The organism is Novosphingobium sp. HNCC26DJ243 (assembly GCF_057180545.1).
The window spans coordinates 1-19,311 of sequence record NZ_JBXUGN010000002.1; the positions used below are offsets into that span (position 1 = coordinate 1).

The 19,311-nt window shown below is 63.6% G+C and carries 14 protein-coding genes; 5 read left to right on the top strand and 9 right to left on the bottom strand.

Annotated elements, in window-relative coordinates; all coding sequences use genetic code 11:
* Positions 1 to 142 precede the first annotated feature (142 nt).
* Complete coding sequence (gene sucC, locus AC2A04_RS07475; RefSeq protein ID WP_484211705.1) at positions 143 to 1,342, bottom strand: ADP-forming succinate--CoA ligase subunit beta; 1,200 nt, start codon at positions 1,340 to 1,342, stop codon at positions 143 to 145.
* A gap of 223 nt (positions 1,343 to 1,565) precedes the next feature.
* Between sucC and AC2A04_RS07480 the strand changes: the two genes are divergently transcribed.
* Complete coding sequence (locus AC2A04_RS07480) at positions 1,566 to 2,342, top strand: 3'(2'),5'-bisphosphate nucleotidase CysQ (RefSeq protein WP_484211706.1); 777 nt, start codon at positions 1,566 to 1,568, stop codon at positions 2,340 to 2,342.
* On the opposite strand, the gene AC2A04_RS07485 is transcribed toward AC2A04_RS07480, so the two are convergent.
* Positions 2,339 to 3,334, bottom strand: coding sequence for an aldo/keto reductase (locus tag AC2A04_RS07485; RefSeq protein ID WP_484211707.1), 996 nt, complete (start codon positions 3,332 to 3,334; stop codon positions 2,339 to 2,341). The genes AC2A04_RS07480 and AC2A04_RS07485 overlap by 4 nt on opposite strands.
* Positions 3,335 to 3,492: 158 nt before the next feature.
* Positions 3,493 to 4,185: a YiaD family glycine zipper/OmpA-like lipoprotein gene (locus AC2A04_RS07490; protein WP_484211708.1), complete on the bottom strand. Its 693-nt coding sequence runs from the start codon at positions 4,183 to 4,185 to the stop codon at positions 3,493 to 3,495.
* 178 nt (positions 4,186 to 4,363) lie between these two features.
* Here AC2A04_RS07490 and AC2A04_RS07495 point away from each other — a divergent pair, with 178 nt between their 5' ends.
* Complete coding sequence (locus AC2A04_RS07495) at positions 4,364 to 5,692, top strand: hemolysin family protein (RefSeq protein WP_484211709.1); 1,329 nt, start codon at positions 4,364 to 4,366, stop codon at positions 5,690 to 5,692.
* 80 nt (positions 5,693 to 5,772) lie between these two features.
* Here the strand turns inward: AC2A04_RS07495 and AC2A04_RS07500 are convergent, their stop codons facing one another.
* The 4 genes from AC2A04_RS07500 to AC2A04_RS07515 form a co-directional block, all read right to left on the bottom strand.
* A complete protein-coding gene (locus AC2A04_RS07500; RefSeq protein ID WP_484211710.1) occupies positions 5,773 to 7,206 on the bottom strand; it encodes a glutamate synthase subunit beta in 1,434 nt (477 codons plus the stop codon).
* A gap of 13 nt (positions 7,207 to 7,219) precedes the next feature.
* Positions 7,220 to 11,872, bottom strand: coding sequence for a glutamate synthase large subunit (gene gltB, locus AC2A04_RS07505; protein WP_484211711.1), 4,653 nt, complete (start codon positions 11,870 to 11,872; stop codon positions 7,220 to 7,222).
* A gap of 205 nt (positions 11,873 to 12,077) precedes the next feature.
* Entirely contained in the window at positions 12,078 to 13,697 is a 1,620-nt protein-coding gene (locus tag AC2A04_RS07510) for a hypothetical protein (protein ID WP_484211712.1), read from the bottom strand.
* 44 nt (positions 13,698 to 13,741) lie between these two features.
* The gene (locus AC2A04_RS07515; RefSeq protein WP_484211713.1) at positions 13,742 to 14,971 is read right to left on the bottom strand and encodes a TIGR04063 family PEP-CTERM/XrtA system glycosyltransferase; all 1,230 of its coding nucleotides are present in this window, start codon (positions 14,969 to 14,971) and stop codon (positions 13,742 to 13,744) included.
* A 68-nt stretch (positions 14,972 to 15,039) separates the two neighbouring features.
* Here AC2A04_RS07515 and AC2A04_RS07520 point away from each other — a divergent pair, with 68 nt between their 5' ends.
* The 3 genes from AC2A04_RS07520 (at position 15,040) to AC2A04_RS07530 (ending at position 17,099) form a co-directional block, all read left to right on the top strand.
* Positions 15,040 to 15,201: a hypothetical protein gene (locus AC2A04_RS07520; RefSeq protein WP_484211714.1), complete on the top strand. Its 162-nt coding sequence runs from the start codon at positions 15,040 to 15,042 to the stop codon at positions 15,199 to 15,201.
* Positions 15,194 to 16,552 (top strand): putative O-glycosylation ligase, exosortase A system-associated, encoded by a 1,359-nt coding sequence (locus tag AC2A04_RS07525; protein ID WP_484211715.1) that lies wholly within the window; start codon positions 15,194 to 15,196, stop codon positions 16,550 to 16,552. The genes AC2A04_RS07520 and AC2A04_RS07525 overlap by 8 nt, the downstream gene beginning before the upstream one ends.
* Positions 16,553 to 16,637: 85 nt before the next feature.
* Positions 16,638 to 17,099, top strand: a complete 462-nt coding sequence (locus AC2A04_RS07530) for a MaoC family dehydratase (protein WP_484211716.1) — start codon at positions 16,638 to 16,640, stop codon at positions 17,097 to 17,099.
* A gap of 36 nt (positions 17,100 to 17,135) precedes the next feature.
* Here AC2A04_RS07530 and AC2A04_RS07535 read toward each other — a convergent pair whose 3' ends face one another.
* Both AC2A04_RS07535 and AC2A04_RS07540 read right to left on the bottom strand, forming a co-directional pair.
* Positions 17,136 to 17,885, bottom strand: a complete 750-nt coding sequence (locus tag AC2A04_RS07535; protein WP_484211717.1) for a class I SAM-dependent methyltransferase — start codon at positions 17,883 to 17,885, stop codon at positions 17,136 to 17,138.
* Between the two features lie 7 nt (positions 17,886 to 17,892).
* A complete protein-coding gene (locus tag AC2A04_RS07540; RefSeq protein ID WP_484211718.1) occupies positions 17,893 to 19,164 on the bottom strand; it encodes a polyhydroxyalkanoate depolymerase in 1,272 nt (423 codons plus the stop codon).
* Positions 19,165 to 19,311: the final 147 nt, after the last annotated feature.

Here is a 19,311-nt window from a genome sequence, read left to right on the forward strand (position 1 = left end):
CCGTCCTTTTCTCGAATCCGGTTGAACGGGCATAATTCGCGCTTACGTAAACGTCAACTTCTCTCGCATGGATATGGGAGCGTTGGAACGAAAAAGGGCGCCGGTTGCCCGGCGCCCTTCCTAAACGTGATTGTGCAGCCGATCAGGCGACGGCGCGCACCTCGGCAACGATCTTCTTGGCGGCATCGCCAAGGTCGTTGGCCGGAACGATCGGCAGACCCGAGTTGGCAAGGATGTCCTTGCCCTGCTGCACGTTGGTGCCTTCGAGGCGAACAACCAGAGGAACCGAAAGGTTCACTTCCTTCGCCGCGGCCACGATACCCTCGGCAATGATGTCGCACTTCATGATCCCGCCGAAGATGTTGACGAGAATGCCCTTTACCGCCGGGTCCTTGAGAATGATCTTGAAGGCAGCCGTCACCTTCTCCTTGTTGGCACCACCGCCAACGTCGAGGAAGTTGGCGGGGAATTCGCCATTCAGCTTGATGATGTCCATCGTCGCCATGGCCAGACCCGCACCATTGACCATGCAGCCGATGTTGCCGTCGAGCTTGATGTAGGCAAGGTCATACTTGCTGGCTTCGATTTCAGCCGGATCTTCTTCTGTCTCGTCGCGCAGCGCCACTACGTCGGGGTGACGATAGAGCGAGTTCGAATCGAAGCTCATCTTGGTGTCGAGGACCAGCAGATTGCCGTCCTTGGTTTCGACGAGCGGGTTGATCTCGAGCATGTCGCAATCGAGCGCCACGAACGCGTTGTAGAGCTGCTCGGCGATCTTGCCGGCCTGCTTGTTGAGATCGCCCGTCAGCTGGAGCGCATAACCCACAGCACGGCCGTGGTGCGGCATGAAGCCTTCGGCCGGATCGATGGTGATCGTGGCGATCTTTTCCGGCGTTGAATGGGCAACTTCCTCGATGTCCATGCCACCCTCGGTCGATACGATCATCGCGACGCGGCTGGAAGCGCGATCGACGACCATCGAGAGGTAGTATTCCTTGGCGATATCGACACCGTCAGTGACGTAGAGGCGGTTCACCTGCTTGCCGGCTTCACCGGTCTGTACGGTGACGAGGGTGTTGCCGAGCATTTCCCTGGCGAATGCTTCGACTTCCTCGATGCTCTTGGCCAGGCGCACGCCGCCCTTGGCATCGGCCGGCAGTTCCTTGAACTTGCCCTTGCCGCGGCCACCGGCGTGGATCTGCGCCTTGACCACATAGAGCGGCCCGGGGAGCTGCTTGGCGGCAGCAACGGCTTCCTCGACGGTCAGCGCGGCAATGCCTGCCGGAATGCCGACGCCGAACTTGGCAAGCAGTTCCTTGGCCTGGTATTCATGGACGTTCATGCGTGATCCCCGCTTTGAATGGCCACCGGCATGCACCGGTTGGCCGACAGGCGCGCCACAATCGGCGCAAAGGTATGCGCCGCCGTTGGCGCTTTGAGTCGGATTGCCTTAAGCACAGCGAGCGGAGCTTGAAAAGGGGCGTAAATGCGAGGTCTGCAGCAATCTTTGATAACGCCTCGCAATTGCACTTCATCGCGTGACCCGTCAGGTTCAAAGGTAAAGAATGATCGACTATGACCGCCTCCACCAGATTGTCAGGGCTGCCGGGGCAATGGCGCTTGGTCTCTGGCCGGGGCACGGCCATGCTCCGCAGGTGTGGGAAAAGACGCCGGGCAGCCCGGTATGCGATGCCGACCTTGCTGTAGATGCGTTCCTGAAGCACGAACTGGGCGCGTTGTTGCCCTCGGCTGGCTGGCTTTCGGAGGAAACGGTTGACCATCCCGAACGGCTGGAGCGCGGTCTGTGCTGGCTGGTCGATCCAGTGGACGGCACGCGCGATTTCGTGCGCGGGCGCCCCGGATGGTCGGTATCGGTAGCGCTGGTCAGCGAAGGACGGCCTCTGATCGGCATCCTGAGCGCGCCGGCACGCAAGGAGTACTGGTCGGCCATAGCCGGACGGGGCGCGACCCGGAACGGCATTGCGCTAAGTGCCAGCACGCGCACCGCCCTTGCTGGATCGCGCGTTCCGGCCGACAGCCTGCCCAAGGCCGACGCTGACCTTGTGATGGTCGACAAGCCCAACTCCATCGCGCTGCGCATCGCCATGGTCGGCGCGGACGAGGCGGACCTTCTGGCCACGCTGCGCTGGGGTTTCGAATGGGACATTGCCGCCGCGACGCTCATCGCGCGTGAGGCGGGCGCGGTGGTCTCGGACGCGTTCGGCCAGCCGCTCGACTACAACAAGCGCGATCCACGCGCCTTTGGCCTGCTCGTCACCGCGCCGGCGATCCACGCCGCGGCGGTCGAGCGACTGGCAGAGCGCGCAGCCAAGCTCGCCTAGTCGAAATCCTCGGTATCGATCGTCGGCAGCATCACGCCGGCATAGCGGTGGCCGGAAACGGTCTGCTGGTTGATCAGCGCGTCCACCTCGGCTGCGACCGCAGCAGGGATGACCCAGTCCCAGCGCGTGATGTTCTCTTCAAGGTGCGCCACCTTGGCCGTGCCCGGTATGGCGACGACATGCTCCCCGCGCGACAGGACCCATGCAAGCGAAAGCTGCGCGGGCGTAACCGCCTCGCGCTCGGCGATGGCGTTGAACTGCCGGACGAGCGCGTAGTTGTGCGGCCAGTTCTCGCTGTTGAAGCGCGGCATCGCGCGGCGGATGTCCTTCTCCTCGAGCGCCGCGGGATCGCTGACGCCATTGGCGAGGACGCCGCGCGCAACGGGCGAGAAGGCGACGAAGGTGGTGCCAAGATCGCGGCACGCTTCGAGCACGGCAATTTCGGCCTGACGCGTCCAGGGCGAATACTCGGTCTGCATCGCGGCGATAGGGTGGACGGCAGCGGCCTTGCGCAGGGTGTCTGCCGACATTTCGGACAGGCCGATCGCACCGATCTTGCCCTCGCGGACGAGGTCCGCCATCGCGCCGATCGATTCCTCGATCGGCACCGAAAAGTCGCGGCGGTGCAAGTAATAGAGATCGATATGATCGGTCTGCAGGAGCTTCAGCGAGACTTCGAGTTCGCTGCGGATCGTATCGGGATGGCAATCGATGCCGCGCTTGTCGCCGCTGGCGAAGATGCCCATTTTCGAAGCGAGAAAGACCTTGTCGCGGCGGCCGATGAGCGCCTTGCCGACCAGCGTCTCGTTGTGGCCGAGGCCGTAAAGCCGCGCAGTATCGAAATGATCGTAGCCGATATCGACCGCGTGCTGAAGCAGACGAATGCCGTCTTCGTCGCCCGGCCGTTCACCATAGGCCCAGCTCAGCGACATGCAGCCCAACCCGACGGGCTTTGTCAGACGTCCGTTGATCGCGCGCAGCTGGATGGGCATTCTTGAACTCCGTGAACGATGCAGGCGGCGTCGGGCCGCGCTGCCGGGCGGATGCCAGCCGGTCATGGGCGAGGTCAACCGCGAACTGCGGCACGCGCAAACGAAGACGGCGCCGCCCCCGGTGAGGAGCGACGCCGTCAACTCGGCAGGAAGGACGATTACTGACCGCTACGGGCAGCGTTCACGTCATCCTGGCTGATCGGAACGATCTTGATCTCGACACGGCGGTTCGCCTGACGGCCCTGCTCGGTGTCGTTCGAGGCGATCGGCTGCGATTCACCGTAGCCCTGGCTGCGGATACGGGCATAGCCCACGCCGCGCGAGGTCAGGTAATCAGCAACCGCACGGGCACGACGTTCGGAAAGCGCCTGGTTATAGGCGTCCGAACCGGTCGAATCGGTGTGCCCATAGACGTCGATCAGCGAATTCGGGTACTGGACCAGCGACTGCGCAACACGATCGAGCGTGGCGCCGAAGGCCGGCTTAACCGTCGAACTGTCGACGTCGAAGGTCACACCGTTCGGCAAATTCACGAGAATGGCGTTGCCGCCGTCGGTCTCGGTCACGTCGACGCCCGAACCGGCGGTCTGTTCGCGCAGTTCCTTGATCTGCTTGTCCTTCTGGTAGCCAATCACGCCACCCGCAACGCCGCCGATGCCCGCACCGACGATGCGCCCGGTCTTGCCGCCGATCAGTCCGCCCAGGAGGGCGCCACCGAGCGCGCCGCCGATGCCACCGATGGCAGTGCGCGAAACCTTGCGCTCACCCGTGTTCGGATCGGTGACGCAGGCCGAGAGGCTGACCAGCGAAACCGCGCAGAGGCTCGACATCATAATACGACGAATCTTCATAACCTGTCCCCTTCGATCGGCATCCCGTTTGCGACCTTATGCAACGGATTGCCGCTTTGACAGTTCAGATAAGCCCGATTCGACTGAACGGTTCCCGAACGGGAACCCGCCACCGCACGGCACGGGATCATTCCTGCTCCTCTTCGCGTTTCCGCTCATATCTGCTAGGGCCGCCCACGTGACACCTTATCCTTGGTCTGACGTTCTGCTGATACTGGGCCTCGTTGTGCTCAACGGCCTGTTTTCCATGTCGGAACTGGCCATCGTATCGGCGCGCCCAGCCCGCCTTAAAGTGGCCGCCGAAGAAGGCAGCAAAGGCGCGAAAGTCGCTCTCGAGCTTGCGGCCGATCCTGGCAAGTTTCTCTCGACGGTGCAGATCGGCATTACGCTGGTAGGCATCATCGCGGGTGCATATTCAGGATCGAGCCTTGGTGGACCGACTGCAGAGCGACTCGTGGCAGCCGGCGTTCCCGAGCGGTTTGCCGACGACATCGGCTTTGCGATCGTCATTGCAATTACGACGTATCTGAGCCTCGTCGTGGGCGAACTGGTGCCCAAGCAGCTTGCGCTGCGCGCCGCAGAGCCCATCGCCAAGATCGCGGCACCGGCGATGGCGATGATGTCGCGCATTACCGCGCCCTTCGTGTGGACACTCGACAAGTCTTCGGGGCTGCTGATCCGGATGCTGGGGCTCAAGCAGGGCAGCGATCAGGAAGTCACCGCCGAAGAACTGCACATGATTTTCGCCGAGGCCACTCGTTCGGGCGTGATCGAGGAGGAAGAGCGCGCGCTGATGACCGGCATCATGCGCCTTGCCGAGCGACCCGTGCGAGAGGTGATGACGCCGCGCACCGAACTGCACTGGATCGAGCGCCGCGCGCCCGAAGCCGAACTGCGCTCCGCCATAGAGGACTCGCCCCATTCGCTGCTGCTGGTGGCAGACGGGTCGGTCGACAAGATCGTCGGCGTGGTCAAGGTGCGGGACGTGCTGTCGACGCTGCTGCGCGGACGCAAGGTCCAGCTCGGACGGTTGATGAAAAAGCCCGCGATCGTGCCGGACCAGCTCGACACGATGGACGCACTTACCATGATCCAGCAGGCCGAGGTCGCTATTGCGCTGGTCCATGACGAATACGGGCATCTCGAAGGCATCGTCACGCCGGCCGACCTTCTGGCCGCAATCGCCGGCAACTTCGTCGGCCATGGCGATGCGGGCGACAGCCCGATGGTGGTCGAACGCGAGGACGGGTCGCTGCTGATATCGGGTGCGCTTCCGGCGGACGCGCTGGCCGACCGGCTGTGCATCGACCTGCCCGACGACCGCGAATTCGCGACGACCGCGGGCTATTGCCTGTCGGTGCTCAAGCGCCTGCCCGGCGAAGGCGAACATTTCCATGACCAGGGCTGGCGCTTCGAAGTCGTCGACATGGACGGGCGGAAAATCGACAAGCTGCTGGTCAGCCGGAGCAAGTCGGCGCCTGTCACCGAGGTTCAGGCGGACGGGTAACCCTACCGTTCGGGTTTACGTACACGAAAAAGGGGTGCCCAATGCGGGAACCCCTCTTCAATCTTGCTAAGCCTTGAAAATCAGCGCGGCAGTTCGCTGACACCCATCAGCGCTTCATCCACGGCGCGGGCGCACTGGCGGCCCTCGCGGATCGCCCAGACGACGAGGCTCTGGCCGCGACGCATGTCGCCGCAGGCAAAAACGTTCTCGACGCTGGTCTTGTAGTCGACCACGTTACCCTTGACGTTTCCGCGCGGATCGAGCTCGACGCCGGCCTGTTCGAGCAGACCCTGCTTGCGCGGGCCGAGAAAGCCCATGGCGAGAAGGATGAGGTCCGCCTTGAGCGTGAACTCGCTGCCCGCCACTTCCTGCATCTGCCCGTTTACCCACTCGACGCGAACGCATTCGAGGCCCGAAACGTCGTTTTCCCCGACGACGCGCTTGGTCAGCACGGCGAACTCGCGCTCGCAGCCTTCTTCATGGCTGGACGAGGTGCGCAGCTTGAGCGGCCAGTTCGGCCACGACAGCGCCTTGTCTTCCTTTTCAGGCGGCTTGGGCATGATTTCGAGCTGGGTGACCGAGGCGGCGCCCTGGCGGTTCGAGGTGCCGACGCAGTCCGAGCCGGTATCACCGCCGCCGATGACGACAACGTGCTTGCCGGTGGCGGTGAGCGAGCCGCGCGGTGCGGCGCGCAGTTCGTCGTCGCCGGCATTGCGCTTGTTCTGCTGGGTCAGGAATTCCATCGCCATGCGCACGCCCGGCAGTTCGGCTCCGGGGATGCCGAGGCCGCGCGGGTCTTCAGCGCCGCCCGAAAGGACGACGGCATCGAAGTTTTCCTGCAGAGATGCGAACGAGACAGTCACGCCCACTTCGACGCCGGTGCGGAACTGGACGCCTTCGGCCTCCATCTGCATCGCGCGGCGATTGATGTGGGTCTTTTCCATCTTGAAGTCAGGAATGCCGTAGCGCAGGAGGCCACCGACGCGGTCGTTCTTTTCGAACACGGTGACCGAGTGGCCGGCGCGGGCGAGCTGCTGGGCAGCGGCAAGGCCCGCAGGGCCCGAGCCAACGACCGCGACCGACTTGCCGGTCTTCTTCGCCGGAACCTGCGGCTCGATCCAGCCTTCCTTCCACCCGCGATCGACGATCGCACATTCGATCGACTTGATCGTGACCGGCTGGTCGACGATGTTGAGCGTGCACGCCGCCTCGCACGGGGCTGGGCAGATGCGGCCGGTGAATTCCGGGAAATTGTTGGTCGAGTGGAGATTGTCGACGGCTTCGCGCCAGTCGTTCTCATAGACCAGGTGGTTCCAGTCGGGGATCTGGTTGTTCACCGGACAGCCGTTGTGGCAGTACGGAATGCCGCAGTTCATGCAGCGCGCCGCCTGCCCCTTCAGGCCCGTCTCGTCATGCGGGATGACGAATTCGCGGTAGTGCTTGAGTCGTTCCGAAGGCGCATCGTAGGTGCGGTCCTTGCGGTCGATTTCGAGAAAGCCGGTTGCCTTGCCCATTGTATTCTAACCTTTATTCCGCAGCCACAGAAGCGGCTTCGAGGCGCTCGGCCTCCATCTGGCGGAGCGCGCGCGCGTAGTCGCGCGGCATGACCTTGACGAACTTCGGCAGGGCATCTGCCCAGTTGTCGAGGATGTCCCGCGCGCGGCGGCTGCCGGTGTAGAGGTGGTGACGTTCCACCAGCACCCGCAGGCGTTCCGCGTCATGACGCAGCATGTCGCCCATGCCATAGTCATAAACGTCGGTGCCGCGCTGTTGCGGACGGCCCGCACCATCTTCATCATCGCGCTCTGCCGAGATCGGCAGCAGATCGACCATGGCCTTGTTGGCGAGATCGGCGAAGTTGCCGTCGACGTCATAGACGTAGGCAACGCCGCCCGACATGCCTGCCGCGAAGTTGCGACCGGTCTTGCCCAGCACCGCGACGACACCGCCGGTCATGTATTCGCAGCCATGATCGCCCGTGCCCTCGACCACCGCGATGGCACCCGAATTGCGCACCGCGAAGCGTTCACCGGCCACGCCGTTGAAGTAGGCTTCACCAGCGATCGCACCGTAGAGCACGGTATTGCCGACGATGATGTTTTCCGAAGGATCGCGTTCGACATGCGCCGGGGGACGCACGATCACGCGGCCGCCCGAAAGGCCCTTGCCGACATAGTCATTGGCATCGCCGACGAGATCGAGCGTCACGCCGTGCGCCAGGAACGCGCCGAACGACTGGCCGGCCACGCCCTTGAACGAAACGTGGACAGTGTTGTCCGGTAGCCCCTTGTGGCCATACTTCTTGGCAACTTCACCCGAAAGCATGGCGCCGACCGTGCGGTTGACGTTGATCACGGTGCGTTCGAGACGAACCGCCTGACCGCTTTCGAGTGCCGCAGCGCTGGCCTTGATCAGGTCCTGGTCTAGCGCGGCCTCAAGGCCGTGATCCTGCGTGCCGCTCCAGTTCAGGGTCGTGCCCTCGACGGGTTCGACCTTGTGCAGGAGCTTCGAAAGATCGATGCCTTCGAGCTTCCAGTGCTTGATCGCCTTGTTGGTATCGAGGCGATCGACGCGACCAACCATCTCGGCAACCGTGCGGAAGCCCATTTCGGCCATGATCGCCCGCAGTTCTTCGGCGACGAAGAAGAAGTAGTTGATCACGTGTTCCGGCTGGCCGGTGAAGCGCGCGCGCAGCACCGGATCCTGCGTGGCAACGCCGACCGGGCAGGTGTTGAGGTGGCACTTGCGCATCATGATGCAACCAGCCGCAATCAGCGGCGCAGTGGCAAAGCCGAACTCGTCCGCGCCGAGCAGAGCCGCAACGGCAACGTCACGGCCGGTGCGCAGGCCACCATCGGCCTGCACGCAGATGCGGCTGCGCAGATTGTTGAGCAGCAGGGTCTGCTGGGTTTCGGCAAGACCGATTTCCCAGGGCGATCCGGCGTGCGTCAGCGAGGTCAGCGGCGAAGCGCCGGTGCCGCCTTCGTAGCCCGAGATCGTCACGTGATCCGCGCGCGCCTTGGATACGCCCGCAGCCACGGTGCCGACACCCACTTCGGACACCAGCTTGACCGAGATGCGTGCACGCGTGTTCACGTTCTTGAGATCGTGAATGAGCTGCGCGAGATCCTCGATCGAATAGATGTCGTGGTGCGGCGGCGGCGAGATCAGGCCGACACCCGGAGTCGAGTGGCGGGTCTTGCCGATGGTCTTGTCGACCTTGTCACCCGGAAGCTGGCCACCTTCGCCGGGCTTTGCGCCCTGCGCCATCTTGATCTGCACGTCGTCTGCATTGACGAGGTATTCCGCGGTCACGCCGAAGCGGCCCGAGGCCACCTGCTTGATCGCCGAACGCATCGAATCGCCATTGGCCATCGGCGTGAAGCGCGCGGGGTCCTCGCCGCCTTCGCCGGTGTTCGACTTGCCGCCGATGCGGTTCATCGCCACGGCAAGCGTGGTGTGCGCTTCCCACGAGATCGAGCCGTAGCTCATCGCGCCAGTGGCGAAGCGCTTGACGATCTCGCTGGCGGGCTCGACCTCTGAAATGTCGATCGGCTCAAGAACGCCATCGCCGGCCTTCTTCAGTTCCATGAGCCCGCGGATGGTCAGCATCCGTTCCGACTGGTCGTTGATCGACTGTGCGAATTCGCGATACTTTTCGGGCGTATTGCCACGCACCGCGTGCTGCAGGTTGGCGATGTTCGACGCCGTCCATGCGTGTTCCTCGCCGCGCAGGCGCAGCTGGTACATGCCGCCCACGTCGAGCATCTTGCGGTAGATCGGGTTATCGCCATAGGCCGCGGCGTGACGGCGCACGGTCTCCTCGGCCACTTCCTTGAGGCCCACGCCTTCGATGCTGGTGGCGGTTCCGGTGAAGTACTTGTCCACGAATGCGCTCGACAGGCCGACCGCGTCGAAAATCTGGGCGCCACAGTACGACTGGTAGGTCGAGATGCCCATCTTGGACATGACCTTCAGGATGCCCTTGCCGATCGCCTTGATGTAGTTCTTCTGCACCTCCTTGGTGGTGAGGGGCAGTTCCTTGTCAACGCGGATCGCCTCGAGCGTCTCGAAGGCGAGGTAGGGGTTGATCGCTTCGGCGCCATAGCCTGCGAGCACGCAGAAGTGGTGCACTTCGCGCGCTTCGCCGGTCTCGACGACAAGGCCTGTCTGCATGCGCAGGCCCTGGCGGACGAGGTGCTGGTGCACGGCGGCCGTTGCAAGAGCGGCGGGCATCGGGATGCGCTGCTCGTTCTGGCCGCGATCCGACAGGATCAGGATGTTCTTGTCGGCAAGCACGGCCTCGGTTGCCGCCCAGCACATTTCCTTGATCGCCATTTCGAGACCATCGGCCCCGGCAGCGGCGTCCCATGTGGTGTCGATCGTGGCAGTGCGGAACGCGCCATCGAGCGCGGCCTCGACCGAGCGGATCTTGGCAACTTCGTCATTGGTCAGGATCGGCTGATCGACCTCGAGGCGCTTGTGGCTGCCGGCGTCATGGCCGAGCAGGTTCGGGCGCGGCCCGATCATGCTGACCAGCGACATGACCAGTTCCTCGCGGATCGGATCGATTGGCGGGTTGGTGACCTGCGCGAAGTTCTGCTTGAAGTAGTCGTAGAGCAGGCGCGAACGCTTCGACAGCACCGCGATCGGCGTATCGGTGCCCATCGAACCCAACGGATCGTCACCGGCAATGGCCATCGGCTCGAGGAACTTGGAGATGTCCTCCTGCGTATAGCCGAAGGCCTGCTGGCGATCGAGCAGCGACGTCGTCTCGACCGGCAGCGCGGCCAGCTCGGGCTCGACAACGTCGAGTTCCTTGAGCTTGTACTGTGCCTGGTCGAGCCATTCCTCGTAAGGTTCGGCGCTGGCCAGCTCGGCCTTGATCTCTTCGTCCTCGATGATCTTGCCCTGCTCCATGTCGATCAGGAGCATCTTGCCGGGCTGGAGGCGCCACTTGCGGACGATGTCTTCCTCGCGGAAGGGCAGCACGCCGCTTTCGGACGCCATGCAGATCAGGTCGTCACGCGTGATCGAGAAGCGCGCCGGGCGAAGACCGTTGCGGTCGAGCGTTGCGCCGATCTGGCGACCATCGGTGAAGGCGACGGCAGCGGGACCGTCCCATGGTTCCATCAGCGCCGCGTGATATTCGTAGAACGCTCGGCGCGCAGGGCTCATCAGCGGGTTGCCGGCCCAGGCTTCGGGGATGAGCATCATCACCGAATGCGCCAGCGAATAGCCGCCCGCGATCAGCAGCTCGAGCGCATTGTCGAGGCTGGCGGTGTCGGACTGACCGTGCGGGATCAACGGCCACATCTTGTCCAGATCGGGGCCGAGCAACTCCGATTCCATCGTGCGGCGGCGCGCGTTCATCCAGTTCACGTTGCCGCGAACGGTGTTGATCTCGCCATTGTGGGCGATGAAGCGGAACGGGTGCGCCAGCTTCCAGCTCGGGAAGGTGTTGGTGCTGAAGCGCTGGTGGACGAGGCCGAGAGCGGAAACGCAATCGGGATCGCGCAGATCGTCGTAGAACGAGCCGACCTGATTGGCGAGCAGCAGCCCCTTGTAGACGATCGTGCGGGTCGAGAAGCTCGGCATGTAGAGCTGGGTCACGCCCGGAAGCCCGTGCTTTTCCGCCATGGCGGCAAGCGGGTTCTGGGTCTGCTTGCGGATGGCGAGCAGCTTGCGCTCAAACGCGGCCTGATCTGGCGTGCCAGCCCCGCGCTTGATGAAGCACTGGCGGATCACCGGCATCGATTCCACGACAGCCTTGCCAAGGCCATCCATCGTGGTCGGCACGTCGCGCCAGCCGATCAGTTCCTGGCCTTCCTTGGCGATGAACTTCTCGAAGAACTCGGTCACGAACAGGCGCGAGGCTTCTTCCTGGGGCAGGAAGCACATGGCCACGGCGTAATCGCCAGGCTGCGGCAGGTCCTTGCCTTCGGAAGCCGCCCACTTGCGGAACAACTGGTCGGGAATCTGGATCAGGATGCCCGCGCCGTCACCCAGCAGCGGGTCGGCGCCCACCGCACCGCGGTGGTCGAGATTGCGCAGAATTTCCAGGGCCTGATCTACAATCGAATGGCTTTTCTGACCCTTGATGTGGGCGACGAAGCCCACGCCACAGGCGTCATGCTCATTACGCGGATCGTACAGGCCCTGAACCGGCGGAAATCCCATTTCGAAGATCGTCCTACATCCAAAAAGAGGAATTGCGCGCGAATCACGCCGCCCGAAAGGCGACGAAAGTTGCGCGGAATGCCCCCATGACTGCAGGAAAGTTATTTTGCAACCGCGCAGCAACAACAAGGGCGCGGTTCAGCCCGAAAATACGCATGCGACACGGCAGAAAGGGCTGGCCAGTGGCCAAATTACAGCAGGAAAATCAACCTTGCGCGGTCATCCGCTGTAGCGTGGCCAAGGCCGCGCGGAGGGCCCGGTCGGCCTCCTCGGCATCGGGCGCAGGGCCGATTGGCTGGGCCGGATCGACTGCCTCGGAGTCAGGCACGGTTGCAGAGGGCGCAGCACGTCCGGGAGCGGCAAGCGGCGAACCTGCGAGCGGCGTTATCGAGGGCTTTTCGAACGGGCGGGCAGTGGCCGAGTTGATCGGCGACTGTTGGCCCGGGAAGACCACGACCGGTTCTATCTCTGCGGCGTCTTCGGAATCGACTGTCAGGCCGTCCTCGATCCGCAGGGGTTCACGGCGTGCAGCAACAGGTCCCATATCGAGCAGCGAGGGATACCGGTCTTCGGCAACTTCCGGCTCCGGTGCAGGCTCCGAAGAGGCGACCACTGACGATTGATCGGGTTCGGCGACCGGCGCTTCGGGTGAAAGGCGCAGGAAGCGACCCAAGCCGAGGTCTTCGCCGTGGTCGTCGGCTCCTTCATCGCTTTCATCGGCTGCTGGTACAACAGGCTGCATCGCCGTGGGGCGGAGCTGGACCACGCGTTCCGGGTCGGCGAAACGTTCCGGCTTGATCGACAGTGGAGACGTAGCGACCGGGGCCGGAGGGACTGCCTCGAACCGGGCGATGGCTGGTTGCGGAGCCGGAGTCGCGACGACAAATTCCGGCTGCGCAGGAGAAGCCGGAGCGATCACGCTGGCACTGACAGCACCGTGCGCGCTCGGGGCCTGCGAACCAGTGGCGCGGCGAGAGATCGCAAGCGCGAGCCGCTCGATCAGCTGAACAAGGCCAAGGTTGTCGAGTGGCGCAGCCTCGAGTGGGGTCGCCGCCACCGCATGGGCCTGAAGCAGGGACGGGCTCGAACGGACTGGGCCAGGCTGGTGCGCCGCGGGCTCGACCGGAGCCTCGTCGATCGCCACAGTTTCGGGCACCTCAGTGCACTCATGATCCGACGGCAGTACGTCTGCGGTATCCTGACCGCTCTGCAGAGTGCTGCCGTGAGCTTCCTCGAGGAAGGTTTCGAGCCCGAGAGGGTCGACGACTTGTGGCAAATGGAGCGGGCTTTCAGGCGTGGACGGCGCAATCGCGACAGGCGCAGACTGCTCCCATGACAGGCCGCCGGGCAAGGGCGCGGATTCGGTCGGCATGGCGAGCTGCGGCTCTTCGGTCAGCGAAAGCGCACGACGACGCAGCGGCATTTCCTCGACAATCGGGGAATCAAGCGGCTCGCCAAGATCCTCGGCCGGGTTGATCGGGCGCGGCACGATGAAAGCCGACTCATGCGAGGCCTTGCCGAATGCACGGGTTCGGGCAGGCGCGGCGATCCTCTCGCGGCCGAGCCAGCGCCCGACGAGGAAGCCCGCAATGGCACCGCCGCCCATCATCAACAGCGCCAATGCGACACGCGCGGTGAAACCGAGTGGCGGAGCGGCGGCCGGGATGATCGCGGGAATGCCCAGCGCGACGACAGGCCCTTCAAGAAGCGCAGGCGCCACGGCGAAACTGCCAAGACCCAGGAACGTCGCGAACCACAGCGCGGTCACGAACGGGAACATGGGATTGGCGGTGATGGGCTTGGGCTTGCGCTTCGTCGCGGTCACTGGCGGGCGTCCTGTATCTCTGCCTTGGCGCGGGCGAACGGCTTTCAAGCCGCGCGCACCGACACTTTGCGATGGGGTAACAGGGCTTGGTAAACGAGTTCATAACGCCGGGCGTTGCGTGCCCAGTCGTGGTGCTCCCTTACCCAGACCCGCGCCTGTTCACGACGCTCCGGCCATTCGGATTGCGAATCAATCATTTGTAGCATGGCATCGGCAAGTCCGACCGGATCATCGGCCGGAAAAAGCGTGCCGTTTACACCGTCATGGACCAGTTCCCGGTGCCCGCCCACGTCGGATGCCGCGACGAGCTTGCCCTGGGCCATGGCTTCGAGCGGTTTGAGCGGGGTGACAAGGTCGGTGAGGCGCATGGCCTTGCGCGGGTAGCAGACCACGTCGACGAGCGAGTAGTAGCGGTCGACTTCGGTGTGAGGGACGCGCCCGACGAAACGGATGGCATCGCAAGCGGAAGAGGCGGCCGCCTGGGCGCGCAGTTCGCCTTCGGCAGGCCCGCCGCCGACGAGCAGCAGGCGCGCTTCAGGAATCCGATCGACGATCGCGGGCATGGCCGCGATCAGATCGTCCAGCCCCTCATAGGGGTAGAAGCTGCCGAGGAAGCCGATCACCGGCCCGTTGCCCAAGCCGAGTTCGGCGGCCAGCTTCGCATCGCGCGGCAATGGATCGCCGAACAGCTCGAGATCGACGCCATTGGGCATGATCGAGATTTTTTCGGGGGCATAGCCGCGCGCGACAAGATCGGAGCGCAGACCATTGCAGATCGTCACGATCCGCTCGGCGCTGCTGACGACCTCGTTTTCGAGAACGCGGGTAAGCCAATACTTGGCGCTGCCTTCGCGGCCGGTGCCGTTGCCGACCGCCGCGTCCTCCCAGAAAGCGCGAATTTCATAGACGACAGGAATGCCGAGGCGCTTGCCAGCCTTGACCGCAGCCAGCCCGCAGAGCGCAGGCGAATGGGCGTGGATGACGTCCGGCCGCCATTGTCCGGCGATTCCGGCAATCCGCTCGGCCAGCGCGGTGACTTCGGCCCATTCGCGGACCAGCGGCAAGCCTTGTGCAGTGCCCGGCGTGCGGTGGAATGCCAGCCCATCATGCCATTCAGGATCGCTGCCCGAATGCGGCGCGGCATGGCGCTGGCCGGTCACCCCGCGCACTTCAATGCCCATCGCCTCCTGCGCCTTGAGTATGGCGCGCGTGCGGAAGGTATAGCCGCTCTGCAGAGGCAGCGAATGGTCGAGAACGTGAAGCACGCGGGTCATGGGGGAATGTCCTGCCACGGGAAGCTTAACGCCGCGTCAACCTCGATGGTCTAGCGGTCATCCCAGCCATGATCGACAAGTTCACGATATTCCTGCCGCATGTCCTGATGGCCATTGCCATCTGGCAGTTGCTGCATCGCGACGATCTGGACGACGATCCCTCGTTGCCGAGTCGGAAGTCCCTGTTCCGCACCAGGCGCGATCCCGGTTCCGGGCACCCCGATGCTTGACCTTTTCCTGCTTGCTTACGTGCTGTGCTTCATCGGCGCAGGGTTCCGCAAGCCGTTCATCTTCGTGCTGGCCTATACCTATATCGACATCGTCGCCCCGCAGAAGGTCAGCTGGGGCATACTCACACACATTCCGGTTTCGCTGATCGCGTTTCTCTGCGCTTTCATTGGCTGGCTTGTCGCCGAAGACAAGAACGGCATCCGCTTCTCGCTGCGTCAATTCCTGCTTCTTGCGCTGCTGGTCTATTGCGGCCTCTCGACACAGACAGCCGATTTTCCGGTCGAGGCGCTCGAGAAATGGTCGTGGGTATGGAAGGCGCTGCTGTTTGCACTATTCCTGCCGCTGACGCTGCGCACGCGCCTGCGCATCGAGGCGATCGCGCTGATCCTGGTCCTCTCAATCGGGGTGATCGTGATCGGCGGCGGTATCAAGACCGCGGCAGGGGGCGGCGGCTATGGCGAGTTGCGCCTGCTCGTCAACGACAACACCGGGCTTTACGAAGGCTCGATCATCTCCGCCGTTGCCATAGCGGTGATCCCGCTGGCGCTGTGGCTGATGCGCTTCGGCACGGTGTTTCCGCCCGACTGGCGGGTGAAGCTGTTCGCGCTGGCGCTGTGCTTTGCCTGCGCCCTGATGCCGATCGGCACGGGTGCGCGCACCGGCCTGATCTGTGTCGGCGTACTGGCGCTGATGATCCTGCGCACGGCCAAGCGCCGGCTGCTCATCGTCTCGGTTATGGCGGCAGCCTCGCTCGTGGTCGTGCCGCTCCTGCCCAAGGAGTTTACCGACCGCATGGGCACGATCAAGAACCACCAGTCCGACCAGTCTGCCGGCACGCGCCTTGCCGTGTGGCGCTGGACGATTGAGTTCGCCAAGTCACACCCCTTCGGCGGCGGCTTCGAGGCCTACCGCCAGAACAAGGTCCAGTACGACACTGTGAAAGCGGAATCGGCGGGCGATAACAATACCGCGCTTGAATACCAGCCGATCGTCGAGGAAGGCCGCGCCTACCATTCGAGCTATTTCGAGATGCTGGGCGAACAGGGCTATCCCGGCCTCGCCTTGTGGCTGGCCCTTCACCTGCTGGGCGTGTGGCAGATGGAAGTGCTGCGCCGCCGTTTCCGCAAGGAGACGAGCGAGGAGTTCCGCTGGGTCAGCCCGCTGGCCGAAGCCCTGCAGCAGGCGCAGGTGATCTACCTTGTCGGCGCGACCTTCGTGGGCATCGCCTTCCAGCCCTTCGTATACATGCTGGTCGGCCTGCAATGCGGGCTGTGGGCCTATGTGAAACGCGTGCGCGCCGCTCAACCGCAGCCTTTTCGCAAGGCCCGGCCAGCGCCCCTTCCTGCTTGATCACCCGCTTAATCACTCGCTTAAGATCGCTTGCACGTCCTTGAACTTGCCGCCATTCTCGGGGCAACCGGAGTGGAGGCCACAGTTGAGCAATTTTCTTCCCGCAGAACAGATCAAGGGTCTGGTCGGACAGGTCGTCGGCACGTCGGATTGGTTGGAAATCACGCAGGAGCGCGTCAACAAGTTCGCCGAGGCCACAAGCGATTTCCAGTTCATCCATGTCGACCCCGAAAAAGCGAAGCTGACCCCGTTCGGCGGGCCGATCGCGCACGGATTCCTGACCCTGTCGCTGATCCCGTTCTTGACTGCCGAAAGCGATTGCCCCCGCCCCGAAGGCATCAAGATGGGCGTCAACTATGGCGGCAACCGCACCCGCTTTCTTGCGCCGGTCCGCGTGGGCAAGCGCGTGCGCGGGCATTTCAAACTGCTCGAGTTGGAGGAGAAGCGCCCCGGGCAGTGGCAGCAGACGATGGAAATCACGATCGAGATCGAAGGCGAGAGCAAGCCCGCTCTGACCTGCGAATGGATTTCGCAATTCTTCGTTTGAATCGGCGGGCCTTCGGACCCGCGTCCATCTGCTGGTTCAGGATTTTACCATGCTCGCAATCGACTGGCCGAGCGGGGGGTGATGGCGCCGATCGTTGCCGTCCGTGAATTCGATCTGCCCGAAACCGATCCTCTGCGCGAAATGGCTTATCCAGTCGCGATGGAGGAATTGGTCGAGATGAGGCGGTCGTCGCCCGGCGCGGATTATGGCGACGTTTCGCTCGAATATCGCATCGTGTTTGGGTGGGCCGAATTCCAGGAACGAGAAGACCAGTTTTCCACCCGGCTTCAGGACCCGGAAGATGTCCATGAGCAAAATGTAGCATTCCTCCGGGTAGAGGTGCGTGAACACCGACCAGTGGAACACGAAGTCCTGCGATTGCGACAGGGCCGCGAGGTTGAGCTCGCAATGGACGATTGCTTCGTAACCGGGGCACGTCCGACCGATCTCGGCGACAAGTTCGGGTATGATGTCGGCCCCTTTGTAGGAACCCACCCATCCCGCGCGCTGTAGCGCCTGCGCAGTGCGTCCGCAGCCGCACCCGAAATCGTAGATCGCCATGCCGTCGGCCAGGCCATGGTGACGCAGGACTGCGACCTGGCGATCACCCCAATCCGCGAAGTCTGCAAGGGTCGGAGCGCCGATCGCCTGCGCAAGAGCAAGTCGCGGATCGTCAGGCCACTGTTTCAGCTTGCGCCGGACCAGCCGGCGATAGTCGCGTATGGCATGACGCGACATCGCGCCGGCTTTGCGCCGGAACAAGCCGAAGATCCGGTCACCGATCATCGGCGGCTTAAGCTACCGCCGTCAGCTTGCGTCCCTTGGCCTTCTTCTCGAACTTGCCGATCCACTGTTCGACCACCGGCGCGATAGAGTTGCGCCAGCGCGAGCCGTTGAAGATGCCGTAGTGGCCGACTTCGGGAGCAAGGAAGTACTGCTTCATGTCCTCGGCGAGATTTGGCGTGACCTTGAGCGCGGCTCGGGTCTGGCCGATGCCCGAAATGTCATCGCGCTCGCCTTCGATGCACAGGATTGCGGTGTCGGTGATCGCACCAAGGTCCACTGCCTGGCCTCGATGGATGAGTTCGCCCTTCGGCAGCGCGTGACGCTGGAACACGACATCGACGGTCTGCAGATAGAATTCGGCCGGAAGATCGCAGACGGCGCGGTATTCCTCGTAGAAGGTCTTGGTCGCCTCGGCGCTTTCGTCGGCGCCCTGCATCATGTGCTGATAGAGCTTGTAATGGCTCATCATGTGGCTGCCGAGGTTCATCGACATGAAGCTGGCGAGCTGGACGAAGCCCGGATAGACGCGGCGCCCCTCGCCCGGGTAGTTCGCGGGCACCGTCGTGATGACGTTGTGCTTGAACCAGACGTGAGGCTTGGTGATCGCATGGTCGTTGACCGCGGTCGGGCTTTCGCGCGTATCGATCGGCCCACCCATCATGGTCAGCGTGACCGGGCGGCAAGGATGCCTGTTCGCGCCCATGATAGCAGTGGCGGCAAGCGCGGGCACGGAAGGCTGGCACACGGCCATCATGTGTGCGCCCCTGCCGTTTTCATCGAGCCCGATATGTTCGAGGAAACCGGTGAGGTAATCGATGTAATCGTCGAGGTCGAAGATGCCTTCCGCCAGCGGCACGTACTTCGCGTCGGCCCAATCGGTGATGTAGACGACGCAGCGCTCGAGCATCCGTTCGACAGTGCCGCGCAGCAGCGTGGCGTAATGACCGCTCATTGGCGCGACCAGCAGCAGGCGCGGCGCATCCTTGGGCAGGCCATCGTGCGTGAACATCTTGAGATCGCCGAAGGGCCGCGTGATGACCGTGGTTTCCTTGACCGCGTGCGATGTGCCGTCGACATGGACGACCCTGATCCCGAAGGCGGGCTTGCCCCGCGGAGCAGCCGCATGTGCGAACACATCGAGTGCCGAAGCAAGCATCTGCGTGGGGCCGGAACCAGCCCAGGGATTGCGGGGATCGTTAAGCATGTCGACCATCATCGACGACCATGCGCTGCCGGCGTTCATCAGCGAACGCTGGATTTCGTAAGCCTTGTAGAGCACTGCGAACACCTTTTTGCTTGTTGCCGGCAGCTGGCGGAAGGTTCCGTCGCCCGGGACTCGTTGGGCACAGATTGCCGTGATTCGGCCACTTGTGCAACGCAACAAATGGACAGTGCCCCAAGCACCCCCTTCCGGCGGCCCGCGCCT

Bases quoted from the DNA above. Each gene is read 5' to 3' on its own strand.
- sucC (WP_484211705.1), bottom strand. From the start codon at position 1,342: ATGAACGTCCATGAATACCAGGCCAAGGAACTGCTTGCCAAGTTCGGC.
- AC2A04_RS07480 (WP_484211706.1), top strand. From the start codon at position 1,566: ATGATCGACTATGACCGCCTCCACCAGATTGTCAGGGCTGCCGGGGCA.
- AC2A04_RS07485 (WP_484211707.1), bottom strand. From the start codon at position 3,334: ATGCCCATCCAGCTGCGCGCGATCAACGGACGTCTGACAAAGCCCGTC.
- AC2A04_RS07490 (WP_484211708.1), bottom strand. From the start codon at position 4,185: ATGAAGATTCGTCGTATTATGATGTCGAGCCTCTGCGCGGTTTCGCTG.
- AC2A04_RS07500 (WP_484211710.1), bottom strand. From the start codon at position 7,206: ATGGGCAAGGCAACCGGCTTTCTCGAAATCGACCGCAAGGACCGCACC.
- gltB (WP_484211711.1), bottom strand. From the start codon at position 11,872: ATGGGATTTCCGCCGGTTCAGGGCCTGTACGATCCGCGTAATGAGCAT.
- AC2A04_RS07515 (WP_484211713.1), bottom strand. From the start codon at position 14,971: ATGACCCGCGTGCTTCACGTTCTCGACCATTCGCTGCCTCTGCAGAGC.
- AC2A04_RS07520 (WP_484211714.1), top strand. From the start codon at position 15,040: ATGATCGACAAGTTCACGATATTCCTGCCGCATGTCCTGATGGCCATT.
- AC2A04_RS07525 (WP_484211715.1), top strand. From the start codon at position 15,194: ATGCTTGACCTTTTCCTGCTTGCTTACGTGCTGTGCTTCATCGGCGCA.
- AC2A04_RS07535 (WP_484211717.1), bottom strand. From the start codon at position 17,885: ATGATCGGTGACCGGATCTTCGGCTTGTTCCGGCGCAAAGCCGGCGCG.